Source organism: Mycobacterium sp. 2-64 (assembly GCF_035918375.1).
GTDB classification, from domain to species: domain Bacteria; phylum Actinomycetota; class Actinomycetes; order Mycobacteriales; family Mycobacteriaceae; genus Mycobacterium; species Mycobacterium intracellulare.
Genome location: NZ_CP142361.1, coordinates 5,123,947 through 5,137,657 on the forward strand (window position 1 = coordinate 5,123,947; position 13,711 = coordinate 5,137,657).

Here is a 13,711-nt window from a genome sequence, read left to right on the forward strand (position 1 = left end):
CGATTGGGACCGCCTCTGGACTGGCTCAATCCGGCGACCCGATCGCGCCTAACGGCCAGGTCTATGGCCATCCACTCAAGACGTTGCCCCCACTGCATTCCATCACCGTCGACGGCATCATTTGCGGGGTCGATAACTCAGGCACGACCGCATGCAAAGACCCCCAAGGCCGTGGCTTCGTCCTGTCGCCACATGGTTCTGGTTGGCTGCCTCACGTGTGACTGTCAATCAGGCGGTAGGCGACCGCTTCAGCGTCCGACCATGATTCGGAGGAGGTTTCGAATGCCTACCGTCGCACGCCTGACTACTCGATCGTTTGCCTTAATCTTCGTCTTGGTGTCCGTGTCCTGTACGTCGCCGTCGCAACACGCCGTCGCACAGCCGCCCGGCTTCCCTAAGCTCGACGAGTTCACCCCGGTATCAATCGATAACTACATCGAAATTCCGCCGAAAGGATTGCGGTACGCCTACTTTTCGACCCCTTACAACATCCAATGTTGGTTTGAGGCCGGCGAGCCCGTACCGGTGTGGCAATCGCAAGACATCAATTGCCTAGGGGACATGCCGGACGCGAATCCCTGCATGGTCGGCAAAGCAACGGGCGTACGATCAGCACCCACATATGCGATCAGCATGACAGGTAACAAATGTGGTGTGCCGTATACCCACGGGACATTGTTAAACATCGGACAGAAGGTGAACTTCCGCGACGCGACGTGCGTAGTGGGTCCTGACCGCCTCGTCGCCTGCCTGGACACCAGCAGCGGCGAGCACGGATTTGTGCTCAAACCCTCTGGCAGCGTGGCTTTTTAGGGCACAACTAAACCGGTTTGCCCACGGCGGCGATCCGAAACCGCTTGACCCAAAAGGGTTTACGAAGCCGCGAAGTCGCCGACGACGGTCATTTTGTTGCCGTCCCGTGCGGTGGCGAAGCCGCCTGCGTTGAATGCGCAATTCAGGATGATCGCCCGGTGCGGGGGACTTTGCATCCACATGTCCAGGGCCTCACGGGGATTCGCGGCGGATCCGGTGCCCCAGAAGACGATTTCACCCGTGGAGCGGCTCCGATAGCCCGCCTGCGCGATCCGTGCCTGCGGCGACGAGCCGTCCGAGCCGATGTGTCCGCTGACCCCGCTGCGCAGCATGTCGTCGGCATGCCGCTGGGCGGCTTCCGTCAGACGCGGGTCGTCGGTGATCGGTCCGCATCCCTGGCGAAGCTGGTTGACGCCGCTGTACACCGCGCTCCCCGCATCGTCGGCGTGCGCAACGAACCCGTCTGCACCGGAAACAGTAATGAAGGCAGTGCAGATCGAGAAGATTGCGTAGAACGCAACTTTCCTCGTCATGTTTGCCTCGTACCGCATACTGGCTTTATCTGTTTCAGATAACAAAATGTTACCCACTTGCAACCATCGGCGGTCGCGAATAACAGATCCGTTCGGCAGCCGCCGACGGCGAGGCTAAGCCAAAGGCCCTGCTAGTGGCCGGTGTTGTGGGCCAGATCGATGGCGTACTGATTCACGAAGTGGCCCGCCGGCGGATCACCCTTGCCGCACGTCCCGTCGGATTCGCCGGGACGTTTGATCCACAGGTAGGCGTCGGCGTGCGCACCCGCGGTCGAGGCGGTGGGCGGGGTGCCCAACGCTCGGCCGCTGGGATTGCACCAGTTGAGCTCGGAATCAGGCGCCGGTCCGGCACCGTTGCGCGACGTGTCGATCACGTAGTGCGAACCGTTGGTGAGTCCCGAAATCGCTTCGCCGTAACCGATTTCGTCCTCGGTGGTGAAGAAGTTCGCGGTGTTGACGCTGAAGCCCCGCGCGTGACCGACGCCGGCCTGATTCAGCCTGGCGGCCATGTCCTCGGCACTGTGCCAACGCAGGTGACCCGCATCGATGTACACGGCCGCGTTCGGATCCTTCGTCAGCGTGTCGACGGCGTAATGAACCAGATCGAACCGTTCTTGGCGCTGATCACCCGAGAGGCAGTCGGCCATGGCGAGCGCATCGGGCTCGACGATGATCGCCACCCGCGAGGTGCCCACGCCGCCGGCGATCCCATCGATCCAGCTCCGGTAGTCGGCGCCCGACCCCATGCCGCCCGCGGCGAAGCTGCCGCAGTCGCGATGGGGGATTCCGTAGATCGCCAGCACCGGGATGGCGCCGGCGGCGGCCGCGTCGCCGACGTACTTCCCGACCGTTGCTGCGGAACCGCCCGGGACGATCCAGTACGCCTGCGGCGTATTGGCGATCGCGGTCAACTCGGCACTCGGCGGATCGGCGCTCTGGGCGGCGCGCATGGCCGCCGACGTGGGGTTGACGTAGAACGGCGCCCCGTCCAGTGGGTTGCCATCGGAGGCCAAACGCACCGTCGGGGCGGGACGGACCGGCACCGGGTCGCAGACAAGGCCGATGCCGGCGACGGCGGTGATCGTCAGGAACGGGGTGATCCATCGTGCGACTGCACGAGCAGCTGAGAACGTCACCTCAGGAAAATTAGTGGGTCGAACCATCGAGCGCCAACGAGGGTGGCGACCGGTCGGCGCGCGCACGATCGGTGCATCGTGAGAGCACGATCTACCTGCGACGGGGCGCCGGTAGTTTGTGGCGGTGGCGGAGGGATTTGAACCCTCGGACGGTTTTAGCCGTCACACGCTTTCGAGGCGTGCTCCTTAGGCCGCTCGGACACGCCACCGCCGAGCAGCTTACCGAACGGCATGCCTCTCACCCCAATCGCTGGCGGGCGAAGAACGCCTCCAGCGGCGCCGCGCACTCCTGTGCCAGGACACCGCCGCGCACTTCCGGCCGGTGATTGAGCCGCCGGTCGCGGACCACGTCCCACAGCGATCCGACCGCGCCCGTCTTGGGTTCCCAGGCGCCGAACACCAGCCGCCCGATGCGCGACAGCACCAGCGCACCCGCGCACATGGTGCACGGTTCGACAGTCACGGCCAACGTGGCGCCCTCGAGCCGCCACCCGTCGCCGAGCACCTCGGCGGCCGCGCGCAGCGCGAGGATCTCGGCGTGGGCGGTCGGGTCGCCCAGGGCCTCGCGGGCATTCACGGCGCGGGCCAACTCGGTGCCGTCGGCGCTGATCACGACCGCGCCGATGGGCACATCGCGGGGACCCGCCGTCGCGGCGACCGACAGCGCGGAGCGGATCAGCTGTTCGTCAGGAATCACCGACCGATCCTGATGGCGGCGACCCGCTGCGCCCGGCTCCATCAGTGGTGGCGACCCGCTGCGCCCGGCTCCGCCGCGCTTGCGATCACCGACCGAGGCGGTCGATCACCGCCGACAGCTGATCGGCGAAGCCCATCTCGCGGGCGATGCGGCCCAGCTGCTCGTCGGCATACAGGTCGGTCTCGTCGAGGATGACCCCCAAGACCGCCTCGGGCAGCCCGATATCGGACAGCAGCCCCAGGTCGCCTTCTTCGAAGGGATCGGAATCCTCGAGGTCGTCGGGATCGATGTCGGCGTCGAGCTTGTCGAGCACTTCCGCGGCGATGTCGTAGTCCAACGCTGCGGTGGCGTCCGAGAGCAGCAGCCGCGTCCCCGACGGCGCGGGCCGCACGATGACGAAGAATTCGTCATCGACGTCGAGCAGGCCGAAGACAGCCCCGGCGCTGCGCAGTTCACGCAGCTCCGTCTCGGCGGCCGCCAGGCTCGTCAGCGACTTGCGGGCCATTGGAGCACAGCGCCACTGTCCCTCTTCACGCACGACCGCGACGCCGAAGCCGTCCGGCACATCTGCGGACAGGCCCTGGGCGGAGGCCCGTTGTTGTGCTCCCATGGCCGCTTACGGTAGTCCCTGACCAGGCCCCTGACCAGATGGAGCCTGGTAGCGGCGACATCTGACAGCGACCTATCCGAACGGATGTGCCAACCTTGGAATGTGGCAAGCCCTCCTTCTAAGACACCGGTGTGTGTGCTCGGGCTGGGGCTGATCGGTGGCTCGATCATGCGGGCCGCCACGGCGGCGGGCCGTGAAGTCTTCGGCTACAACCGCTCCGTGGAGGGCGCGCAGGCCGCGGCCGCCGACGGCTTTGACGCCTCCACGGAGCTCACCGAGACCCTGACCCGCGCCGCCGGCTCCGGCGCGTTGATCGTGCTCGCCGTACCGATGCCGGCGATGGCGGGCATGCTCGCGCACATCAAGGACACGGCCCCGGCGTGCCCGTTGACCGACGTCACCAGCGTCAAAAAGGCGGTGCTCGACGAGGTCGTCGCGGCGGGTCTGCAGGAACGCTTCGTCGGGGGCCACCCCATGGCGGGCACCGCGCATTCGGGTTGGACCGCCGGCTACGCCGGGTTGTTCGCCGGGGCGCCGTGGGTGGTCAGCGTCGACGACCATGTCGACCCGACGGTCTGGTCGATGGTGATGACGTTGGCGCTGGACTGCGGCGCGGTGGTGGTGCCCGCCAGATCCGACGAACACGACGCCGCCGCGGCCGCCATCTCGCATCTGCCCCACCTGCTCGCCGAGGCGCTGGCGGTCGTCGCCGGGGACGTCCCGTTGGCGTTCGCGCTGGCCGCCGGGTCATTCCGCGACGGGACCCGGGTGGCGGCCAGCGCCCCGGATCTGGTGCGGGCGATGTGCGAGGGCAACTGCGACCAACTGGTGCCCGCGGTCGACCGCGTCATCGAACTGCTGAGTCGCGCCCGCGATTCGCTGGCCCACCACAACTCGGTCGCCGACCTCATCGAAGCCGGCCACGCCGCGCGAACGCGTTACGACAGCTTCCCGCGCAGCGACATCTTCCACGTCGTCGTGGGCGCGGAGAACTGGCGCCAGGAACTGGCCGCCGCGGGCCGCGCGGGCGCGGTGATCAGATCCGCTCTGCCAAGCCTGGATAGTCGACGATGAATCCTTCGTCGTCGACGCTCACCGTGGTGTCGGCGATCGGCGTGTGCACCTTGATCTCGCCGCGACTGCCCGCGCTGCTGTAGCTCACCGTGTCCGCGATGATGGACATCTCGGGCACGTTGACGTAGACGACGGGCAGCGTGACCGACGCCGCCTGCTCGTGCAGGCCGAGCCGCCGGATCGGCAACGCGTTGAAGAAGGGGCTGAACTCCACGTCGACGTCCAGGGCGCCGTTGTAGGCCGCGCGGTGCTCGCCCTGATGGTCGGTGACCAACCACATGTTCTCTTCGTCGCGTGCGAAGGAGAAGACGCGTTCGCGCTCGGCCAGGGTGACGGTCATCCCGAGCCGCTTGGTGGCGCCGGTTTCATCGGTCAACAGGTCGTAGTAGGCGCCGAACGCCGGGTTGGCCTCGGTGGCGGCCGCGACGATGCGGCCGTTGGCCTTGATTCTCTTGCCGGACACCTGGAGTCGTACCGATTCCATCCGGGAGACGTCCTGTGCGCGCCAGGTGAGCATCGCCTGCCAAACGCGGCGAGACGGGTCGGAGGGGGCTGCGTTCACTCATCTACCGTAAGACGTCCCCGCGAACCGCTGCGGAAGTGTCCGGTAAGTGCGTCGCAGGCGGCCGGTGCCCGGCACCGATGCCCACACCAGCAACGCCAGCAGTCCGTCGAGCACCAGCGCCAATGCGGCCACCATCAGCGCCCCGACCAGGGCCAGGTGAAACTCGCGTTCCTTGATCCCATCGATCAGGTATCGCCCCAAACCGCCGAGGCTGGCATAGGCGGCCACCGTTGCGGTGGCGACCACCTGCAGCGTCGCGTTGCGCAGCCCACCGAGCATCAACGGCAGCGCATTGGGCACCTCGACGCGCAGCAGCACCTGGGCCTCGGTCATGCCCATCGCCCGGGCGGCGTCGACGACCGTCGGGTCGACATTGGCGATCCCCGCGTACGTGCCGGCCAGCAGCGCGGGCACACCCAGCAGCATCAGGGCCACCAGCGACGGTCCCAGGCCCAACCCGAACAGCAGCGTCCCGAACAGCAGCACGCCCAGCGTCGGCAGGGAGCGCAGCCCGTTGACGGCGCCCACCACGAACAGGGTGCCGCGGCCGGTGTGCCCGATGACGAGCCCGACGGGAACGGCGATCAGCGCCGAGGCGCCCACCGCGATGGCGGTGTATTCGAGGTGCTCGAGGATGCGGGCCGCGAGTCCGACCGGCCCGGTCCAGTTGTCGACGGTCAACACATACGAGATAGCCCGATCGACGAAGTTCATCGCGCGCCACCCACGACGGGCGCGACGACCGAGCGGCGGCCGGCGGTATCTACGGCGCGGACCCAGGGTGTGGCCAGCCGGCCGGCGCACACGATGAGCACATCGATGACGACCGCCAGCGCGAACAGCGCGATGATGCCCGCCAGGATCTGATCGCTCTTGTCGGTTTGATACCCCTGCGTGAACCAGCTGCCCAGCCCGCCGATCCCGATGACCGAGCCGACCGAGACCATCGCGATGTTGGTCACCACCACTACCCTCAGGCCGGCGATGAGGACCGGAACCGCAAGCGGGAGGTCGACTTTCACGATCCGCGTGATGGGCGGGTAGCCGACCGCGACGGCGGCGTCGCGGGTCTGGGCGGGGACCGCGTCCAGCGCCTCGAGCACCGCGCGCACCAGCAGCGCGGCGGTGTAGGCGGTCAGCGCGACGATCACGTTCGCCTCGTCGAGGATGCGCGTTCCGATGATCATCGGCAACACCACGAACAGCGCCAGCGACGGGATGGTGAACACGACGCTGGCGGCCGCGGTCGTGAGCGTGCGGGCGATCCGCGTGCGCTGCACGGCCAGGCCCAGCGGCAGCGCGATCGCCAACCCGATCACCACCGGCACCAACGACAGCCGCAGGTGCACGATCGTCAGCCACCACGCGTCGTCGAGATGGGTGAGCAGATAGTGCATTACCGGTTCCCCCGTTGGGATTCCACCGCGGCCAGCACGTCGGCGGCCAGCACCCCGCCGATCACCTTGCCGCCGTCGTCGACGGCGATGCCGACCCCCGACGGCGACGACAACGCGGCGTCGAGCGCCTGGCTCAGATTGCCCCGCGGCCGAAACAGCGATCCCGCCCCGCTCATGCAGTCCGACAACGGTGCGCCGTCGCGGTGCCGCCGCGCGCCTTCGGCGTCGATCCAGCCCAGCGGCGCTCCCCCGCCGTCGACCACCACCGCCCAGCCGTCGGAAAGCCCTGCCCCGGAAAGCGTCTCGGGCGTGATCCGCGCGACGTCGTGCAGCGGCAGTCCGGCCGCGTCGAGGCGTTGCAGCCAGCGATAGCCGCGGCCCAGACCGATGAACCTCGACACGAAGTCGTTCGCGGGTCGCGACAGCAGCCGAGCCGGCTCGTCGTACTGCTGTAACGATCCGCCCTTGAACACCGCCACCCGTTCGCCGAGCCGCAGCGCCTCGTCGATGTCGTGCGTGACGAAAACGATCGTCTTGTGCAGATCGCTTTGCAGGCGCAGTATTTCGTTCTGCAGCTCGTGACGTACCACCGGGTCGACCGCGGAGAACGGCTCGTCCATCAGCAGGATCGGCGGGTCGGCGGCCAGGGCACGCGCCACGCCCACCCGTTGCTGTTCACCACCCGAGAGCTGCGCGGGATAGCGGCGGGCGAGCTTGACGTCCAGCCCGACCCGCTCGAGCACCTCGTAGCCGGCTTTGCGGGCGGCGCGGCGGGACTGCCCCCGCAACACCGGAACCGTTGCCACGTTGTCGATCACCCGCTGGTGGGGCATCAGGCCCGCGTGCTGGATGACGTAGCCGATCCCGAGCCGCAGTTTCACCGGGTCTCGGGTGGCGACGTCGACGCCGTCGATCGCGATGGTGCCCGACGTCGGTTCGATCATCCGGTTGATCATGCGCAGGGCCGTCGTCTTGCCGCTGCCGGAGGACCCGACGAACACGGTCAGCTTTCCACTGGGCACCTCCAGGTTGAGGCAGTCCACCGCGGTGGTCCCGTCGCCGAAGACCTTGCTGACCTCATCGAAGGTGATCACGTCATCCGCCGATCGGGTGGTTGAAGCCGTTGTCCCGTATCCAGTTTCGGGCCGCCTCGTCGGGATCGATACCCGAGTTTCCCGACACCGCAGCGTTGAGCCCGGCAACCCCGGAGGTCGTCAGCTTCGCCGACACCGCGTCCAGTACATCTTTGAGCAGGCCGGAGTTCTTTTGCGAATTGACCAGCGGCACAATGTTTCCCGCCACAAAATTGTGCTCCGGGTCGTCGAGCACCACCAGGTGGCCCTGCGGTATGGCCGGTGAGGTGGTGAAAACGTTGGCGGCGTTCACCCTTCCGTCGAGCAAGGCGCGCACGGTGACCGCGCCGCCGCCGTCGTCGATGGCGACGAAGTTGCCCGGCCGGATGTCGAGCCCGTATTTCTGTCGCAGGCCGGGCAGCCCGGCCGGCCTGGTCGCGAACGCCGACGGCGCCCCGAATCGCACCTCGGCCGAATGCGCGGCCAAGTCGGCGATGGTCTTCAGGTTCCACGCGTTCGCCGTTTGACTGGTCACGGTGACGGTGTCGGTGTCGGTCGCGGGCGCGGGCGTCAGGATCGACAAATCGCCCGGGAGGCGGCGGCGGAGCTCCAGCTCGACGACATCGAGAGTGGTCGCCTCCGAGTCCGGGGCGAAATACAGCAGCAGATTTCCGATGTATTCGGGCACCAGATCGATGGAATGGTCCTTGAGCGCAGGGATATACGTCTCCCGGCTGCCGATCCCCATCCGCCTTCCGATGTCAAACCCGTTGGCTTGCAGGGCTTGTGCGTAGATCTCGGCGATGATCTGTGATTCCGGAAAGTCCCCGGAACCGACAACGATGGACGAGGGGCTTTTGACCTGCGCCCCCAGCGGGTCGGAATTGCTGCAGGCCGCTACAACGCACATCGCCGTCAGCAGCGCTGCCGCGCGCACGATCACGCCGTGCGGGCGCGGCGCTAGCGTCATACCGCCGACCCTAACGCCCCAACCGGGCGCACGCTGGCCTGCGAGGATCGGTTGCCCGAATCGGTTTCATTCTGGCCCGGATCGGGCAAAGATGACATTATGAGCAGCCCCAACCCTGCGTCGCCCGGACAGCCGTCCCCCAAGCCCACCCACGGGGACAAGACCGGCGCATCCACCAAGGAACCCGCTATCGGGTTCACTCGCGCCGGTGCGCTGTGGTCGTCGCTGTTCGCCGGCTTCGTGATCCTGATTCTGTTGCTGATTTTCATCACCCAGAACACGGCGCCGACGGACTTTCGGTTCTTGGGCTGGCACTGGACCCTGCCCCTGGGTGTGGCGATCTTGCTGGCCGCCGTCGTCGGCGGTCTGATCACGGTGGCGGTCGGCACCGCTCGGATCTTGCAGCTGCGCCGCGTGGCGAAAAAGCACCACACGGCCCCACCGCGCTAGCCGGGCAGCTTGGCCAGTTCGGCCAGGCCGCGGGAGATCAGCGGCGCCACCACCTCGGGCGTGTGCTCGGCGGCGTCGCCCGCGCCACGAGCCTGATCCGACATCCGGCGCCGGAAGTCGATGCCGGCGGCGATGATCGCGAGTTTGAAATACGCCAGCGCCATGTAGAACTCCCAGTGCGCCAGCGGTAAACCGGCCACCAGCGAATAGCGGTCGGCCAGCTCGTCGGCCGTCGGCAGCAGCGGTGAGGTCCACGCGGCCTGCGCATTGACGATCAGGTCCAGCGCGGGGTCGCGGTACACGCACATCAGGGCCGCGTCGGACAGCGGATCCCCCAGTGTCGAGAGCTCCCAGTCCACCACGGCCCGAACCTTTGTCGGGTCGTCGGCATCCAGGATCGTGTTGTCGATCCGGTAGTCGCCGTGCACGATCGACGTGCGGCTCTGCTGCGGAATCGCCTCGCCCAGACCGGAATGCAGCCGCTGCACATCGGAGTCGCGACGGTCCTCGGGCAGCCGCACCAGATCCCATTGCGAGCCCCACCGCCGCACCTGTCGCTCCAGATACCCGCTGGGCTTGCCGAAGTCGGCAAGGCCGACGGCGTTGGGATCGACATTGTGGAGGTCGACGAGCACCCGGATCAGCGAGTCCACGCAGCCGCCGATGACGGTGTGGCTGAACGACTCGAGTTGGGCGCGGCGGCGCACCACCTGGCCGGCAACGAATTCGACGATCTGGAACGGGGCGCCCAGCACCGAATCGTCTTCGCACAGCCCGATCGTGCGCGCCACCGGAACAGGCGTGTCCTGCAGCGCAGCGACTACCCGGTACTCGCGGGCCATGTCGTGGGCCGACGGCGTCAACCCGTGCAGCGGCGGTCGGCGCACCAGCCAGCTGGTCGCGTCGTCGTAGACGCGGAACGTCAGGTTGGAGCGGCCACCGGAAATGAACTCCGCCCGTAACTCCCCGTCGCGCCCGATCCCGAGTGAACGCAGGTAGGAGTCCAGCGAGGCCAGGTCAAGCCCCTCGAGTTGGTCAGCTGAAGTCACCGAACTTGTCTACCATCGCGGGCCACGACCCGGTTCACCACCTGCGATTTGCCGGCGTCCCGGTCAGGCCGTCCCGCGGTTCGCGTCATCGTCGAGCAGCCGCTGGTTTCGCGGCAACAGATCCCAGACGTGCTCGGTGGTGTTGACCGCGGCGACGGTCGCCTGACCGGACCGGGAGAACAACAGTCGCGTGACCGACGCGTAGTCGACGGGAAAGGACAGCAGTCGCGCCGTCCCGAGGATCTCGTGCAGCAGCACGTTGATCACCCCGCCGTGGCTGAACACCGCGACGGTGTCTTCGGGTTCGGCGCTCGCGACGAGGCCGTCGACCGCGGCGCGCACCCGGGCACGAAACGCATCCTCGTCGACCGCGCTGGGCAAATGCCCCTGGGCCAGGCGCGCCCACTCCTCGGGCATCTCCGCGCGGATCTGCTCGACGGGGATGTACACGGGAAGGTCGCGGTCATACTCGGCGAAGCGGTCGTCGATCTCGACGGTCAGCCCCCGATCCGCCGCGACCGGTTCGGCGGTCTGGATGGCCCGGCGCTGCGGGCTGCTCACCACCCGCGAGATGGGGAACCTGGCGAGCGCCTTGGGCAGTCGCTCGATTTGGGCCAACCCCTCCGCCGACAGGTCCGGATCGGAACCTTGGCCGTGTTCGCTGCGCAGCGGCAGGGCGTGCCGGACCAGAAGCACTTGCATATTTCTTCCTGTCGTTCGAAGGTGGCAGCGCCAGTTTCTCATCGCGTCCGTGCCGCCGATCCCCAGGAGGATTCTTTATGACGCAACCGGATCGGGATTGGGACGCCGCCTACCGGCAGGCGGCGCCGCCCCCGTGGAGCATCGGCCGGCCCCAACCGGAGCTGGCGCGCCTCATCGATCAGGGCCTTGTCCGCAGCGAGGTGCTGGACTCCGGCTGCGGCCATGCCGCACTTTCGCTGGCGCTCGCGGCGCGCGGCTACACCGTCGTCGGCCTCGACGCGAGCGCGACCGCGGTCCAGGCGGCGGCCGCCGCGGCCGCCGAGCAGGGTCTGAGCACCGCGAGCTTCGCACAGGCCGACGTCACCACCTTTCGTGGCTATGACGGCCGCTTCTCCACCATCCTGGACAGCGGCCTTTTCCACGCGCTGGCGCCGGAACGGCGCCAGGATTACGTGCAGTCCATCTTTCGGGCCGCGGCGCCCGGGGCGGCGTTGTACATCCTGGCCTTCGCCGCGGGGGCGTTGGACCAGGCCCACCCGGACCGGCCGGGCCCGCCGGGCTTCACCGAAACCGAATTGCACGACGCCGTCTCGACGCTGTGGCGGGTCGATGACATTCGCGTGGCCAAGGTCTACGGCAAGGACGAGTCTTCGGACGGCTCGCTGGCACATCTCGAACACGACGACGAGGGCCACTTCATGGCGCCCGGCTTCCTGCTGAGCGCTCACAAACCCGGCTGAGCCTTGCCGCCACCGCGGAGAATGCTATTCTCCCTACGGAGATTGGGGTGTGCAGCGATGGCCGAGCGCGTGACTGAATCGGGGCTGGATGCGGACGTCCTCGCCCGCTGGCTGGACGCGAAAGACGCACCCGGTGGTGGCGAACGGCCGCTTCTGACCCAGCTGAAGGGCGGCTCGCAGAACACCCTCTATCTGGTGGAGCGGGGCGGGCAGCGGATGGTGTTGCGGATGCCCGGCGCCCGGGCCGACGCCGCGCGCATCGACGGCCTGCTGCGCGAGATCCGGCTGGTGCGGGCGCTGTCCGGTACCGATGTGCCGCACGCGGCGCTGATCGCCGCCGACGACACCGGCAGCGTGCTCGGCATGCCCTTCTACGTCATGCAGGCGATCGAGGGGTGGAGCCCGATGGACGGCGGCTGGGCCCCGCCGTTCGACACCGATCTCGCCGCCCGTCGCGGCCTGGCGTTCCAACTCGTCGAGGGCGCCGCCAGGTTGGGCCGGGTGGACTGGCGCGCGCAGGGGCTCGAGGGCTTCGGCCGCCCCGACGGATTCCACGAGCGGCAGGTCGATCGCTGGCTGGCGTTCCTCGACGCTTACAAGGTGCGCGAGCTGCCGGGCCTCGACGAGGCCTCGGACTGGTTGCGCCGCAACCGCCCGGCGCATTACCGCGCGGGCATCATGCACGGCGACTACCAGTTCGCCAACGTGATGTTCGCCCACGGTTCGCCGGCCCGCCTGGCGGCGATCGTGGACTGGGAGATGACGACCGTGGGCGACCCGCTGCTCGACCTGGCGTGGTGCCTGCTGGGTTATGACGGTGAAAAGCCGCGCGAGGACGGGTTTTATCTCGACATGCGCGGCATGCCCTCGCGCAGCGAGCTGTTGGAGCGCTACGAAACCGTCAGCGGGTTGTCGACCGAGAACATCGACTACTACCTGGTGCTGGCCAACTGGAAGCTCGGCATCGTGCTAGAGAAGACGTATGCGGCCGGCGTGCGCACCGGGCCCCAAAAAGGAGGGGTCGACCCCAAGATCACCGACGCGTTCGGGCCGATGATCCTTTCGCTCATCGCCACCGCGGCCGACCTCGCCCGATCGCTGACTACCTAGGGGATGCTGAGATGGGTTATGCCGACCAGCTTTTCGATCTGACCGGCCGGGTCGTCCTTATCACCGGTGGCAGCCGCGGGCTGGGACGTGAGATGGCGTTCGGCGCGGCCCGCTGCGGCGCGGACGTGGTGATCGCCAGCCGCAACATCGACAACTGTGTCGCCACGGCCAAGGAGATCGAGGCCGAGACCGGCCGTTCCGCGATGCCGTATCAGGTGCACGTGGGCCGCTGGGACCAGCTCGACGGGTTGGTCGACGCGACCTACGAGCGGTTCGGCAAGGTCGACACGCTGATCAACAACGCGGGCATGTCGCCGCTGTACGACAAGCTCACCGACGTGACCGAGAAGCTGTTCGACGCCGTGGTCAACCTGAATCTCAAGGGCCCATTCCGCTTGTCCGCGTTGGTCGGTGAGCGCATGGTGGCGGCAGGCCGGGGGTCGATCATCAACGTGAGCACGGCCGGATCGCTGCGTCCGACGCCGGACATCATTCCCTACGCCGCGTCCAAGGCCGGGCTCAACGCCATGACCGAGGCGCTGGCGAAGGGTTTCGGCCCGGCGGTGCGGGTCAACACGCTGATGGCCGGGCCGTTTCTCACCGACGTGAGCAAGGCGTGGAATCTCGACCAGGCGACGGAGAAGCCCTTCAGGCATCTCGCGTTGGAGCGCGCCGGCGATCCGCGCGAAATCGTCGGTGCCGCGGTGTTTCTCGCCTCGGACGCCTCGAGCTTCACCACCGGATCGATATTGCGCGCCGACGGCGGCATTCCTTAACACGTGGCGATCACAA

At 67.7% G+C, this 13,711-nt stretch carries 17 protein-coding genes and 1 tRNA gene; 6 read left to right on the plus strand and 12 right to left on the minus strand.

Features of this window, described 5'->3' with window-relative positions:
- Nucleotides 1-282: 282 nt before the first annotated feature.
- Nucleotides 283-813 carry a hypothetical protein gene (locus QGN31_RS24055; protein ID WP_225330913.1) on the plus strand — a complete coding sequence of 177 codons (531 nt, stop codon included), beginning with the start codon at nucleotides 283-285 and terminating at the stop codon, nucleotides 811-813.
- Between the two features lie 59 nt (nucleotides 814-872).
- Here the strand turns inward: QGN31_RS24055 and QGN31_RS24060 are convergent, their stop codons facing one another.
- From QGN31_RS24060 to QGN31_RS24080, 5 genes are all read right to left on the minus strand, one after another.
- Complete coding sequence (locus QGN31_RS24060; protein ID WP_026071064.1) at nucleotides 873-1,346, minus strand: CAP domain-containing protein; 474 nt, start codon at nucleotides 1,344-1,346, stop codon at nucleotides 873-875.
- A gap of 131 nt (nucleotides 1,347-1,477) precedes the next feature.
- Nucleotides 1,478-2,482: a glycoside hydrolase family 6 protein gene (locus QGN31_RS24065; RefSeq protein WP_014378884.1), complete on the minus strand. Its 1,005-nt coding sequence runs from the start codon at nucleotides 2,480-2,482 to the stop codon at nucleotides 1,478-1,480.
- A gap of 119 nt (nucleotides 2,483-2,601) precedes the next feature.
- Nucleotides 2,602-2,691: transfer RNA gene (locus QGN31_RS24070), tRNA-Ser, on the minus strand.
- 29 nt (nucleotides 2,692-2,720) lie between these two features.
- The gene (locus QGN31_RS24075) at nucleotides 2,721-3,179 is read right to left on the minus strand and encodes a nucleoside deaminase (protein WP_008263147.1); all 459 of its coding nucleotides are present in this window, start codon (nucleotides 3,177-3,179) and stop codon (nucleotides 2,721-2,723) included.
- Nucleotides 3,180-3,264: 85 nt separating this feature from the next.
- Nucleotides 3,265-3,789, minus strand: a complete 525-nt coding sequence (locus QGN31_RS24080) for a tRNA adenosine deaminase-associated protein (RefSeq protein ID WP_026071065.1) — start codon at nucleotides 3,787-3,789, stop codon at nucleotides 3,265-3,267.
- A 129-nt stretch (nucleotides 3,790-3,918) separates the two neighbouring features.
- Between QGN31_RS24080 and QGN31_RS24085 the strand changes: the two genes are divergently transcribed.
- Entirely contained in the window at nucleotides 3,919-4,863 is a 945-nt protein-coding gene (locus tag QGN31_RS24085) for a prephenate dehydrogenase (protein WP_162130203.1), read from the plus strand.
- Here QGN31_RS24085 and QGN31_RS24090 read toward each other — a convergent pair.
- Genes QGN31_RS24090 through QGN31_RS24110 form a run of 5 tightly spaced genes read right to left on the minus strand, consistent with a single transcriptional unit; the run spans nucleotide 4,826 to nucleotide 8,868 of the window.
- Nucleotides 4,826-5,425 (minus strand): putative glycolipid-binding domain-containing protein, encoded by a 600-nt coding sequence (locus tag QGN31_RS24090; RefSeq protein WP_008263137.1) that lies wholly within the window; start codon nucleotides 5,423-5,425, stop codon nucleotides 4,826-4,828. The two genes, QGN31_RS24085 and QGN31_RS24090, sit on opposite strands and share 38 nt — an antisense overlap.
- Nucleotides 5,426-6,142, minus strand: coding sequence for an ABC transporter permease (locus tag QGN31_RS24095; protein ID WP_009956728.1), 717 nt, complete (start codon nucleotides 6,140-6,142; stop codon nucleotides 5,426-5,428).
- The gene (locus QGN31_RS24100) at nucleotides 6,139-6,825 is read right to left on the minus strand and encodes an ABC transporter permease (RefSeq protein WP_008263134.1); all 687 of its coding nucleotides are present in this window, start codon (nucleotides 6,823-6,825) and stop codon (nucleotides 6,139-6,141) included. Before QGN31_RS24100 ends, QGN31_RS24095 begins: the two co-directional genes overlap by 4 nt.
- Nucleotides 6,825-7,919 carry an ABC transporter ATP-binding protein gene (locus QGN31_RS24105; protein ID WP_014941147.1) on the minus strand — a complete coding sequence of 365 codons (1,095 nt, stop codon included), beginning with the start codon at nucleotides 7,917-7,919 and terminating at the stop codon, nucleotides 6,825-6,827. The genes QGN31_RS24100 and QGN31_RS24105 overlap by 1 nt, the downstream gene beginning before the upstream one ends.
- A gap of 1 nt (nucleotide 7,920) precedes the next feature.
- The gene (locus QGN31_RS24110) at nucleotides 7,921-8,868 is read right to left on the minus strand and encodes an ABC transporter substrate-binding protein (protein WP_014383657.1); all 948 of its coding nucleotides are present in this window, start codon (nucleotides 8,866-8,868) and stop codon (nucleotides 7,921-7,923) included.
- Between the two features lie 99 nt (nucleotides 8,869-8,967).
- Between QGN31_RS24110 and QGN31_RS24115 the strand changes: the two genes are divergently transcribed.
- Nucleotides 8,968-9,318: a LapA family protein gene (locus tag QGN31_RS24115; RefSeq protein WP_008263131.1), complete on the plus strand. Its 351-nt coding sequence runs from the start codon at nucleotides 8,968-8,970 to the stop codon at nucleotides 9,316-9,318.
- Here QGN31_RS24115 and QGN31_RS24120 read toward each other — a convergent pair.
- Together QGN31_RS24120 and QGN31_RS24125 are read right to left on the minus strand one after the other, a co-directional pair.
- The gene (locus QGN31_RS24120; protein WP_009956732.1) at nucleotides 9,315-10,367 is read right to left on the minus strand and encodes a phosphotransferase family protein; all 1,053 of its coding nucleotides are present in this window, start codon (nucleotides 10,365-10,367) and stop codon (nucleotides 9,315-9,317) included. The genes QGN31_RS24115 and QGN31_RS24120 overlap by 4 nt on opposite strands.
- A 63-nt stretch (nucleotides 10,368-10,430) precedes the next feature.
- Nucleotides 10,431-11,069 (minus strand): histidine phosphatase family protein, encoded by a 639-nt coding sequence (locus QGN31_RS24125; RefSeq protein WP_014381638.1) that lies wholly within the window; start codon nucleotides 11,067-11,069, stop codon nucleotides 10,431-10,433.
- A gap of 77 nt (nucleotides 11,070-11,146) precedes the next feature.
- Here QGN31_RS24125 and QGN31_RS24130 point away from each other — a divergent pair, with 77 nt between their 5' ends.
- From QGN31_RS24130 to QGN31_RS24140, 3 genes are read left to right on the plus strand one after another with little or no spacing between them, the layout of a single operon-like run.
- Entirely contained in the window at nucleotides 11,147-11,809 is a 663-nt protein-coding gene (locus QGN31_RS24130; RefSeq protein ID WP_009956735.1) for a class I SAM-dependent methyltransferase, read from the plus strand.
- Between the two features lie 57 nt (nucleotides 11,810-11,866).
- Nucleotides 11,867-12,919: a phosphotransferase family protein gene (locus QGN31_RS24135; protein WP_014941146.1), complete on the plus strand. Its 1,053-nt coding sequence runs from the start codon at nucleotides 11,867-11,869 to the stop codon at nucleotides 12,917-12,919.
- 11 nt (nucleotides 12,920-12,930) lie between these two features.
- Complete coding sequence (locus tag QGN31_RS24140) at nucleotides 12,931-13,695, plus strand: SDR family NAD(P)-dependent oxidoreductase (protein WP_014381636.1); 765 nt, start codon at nucleotides 12,931-12,933, stop codon at nucleotides 13,693-13,695.
- Nucleotides 13,696-13,711 lie beyond the last annotated feature (16 nt).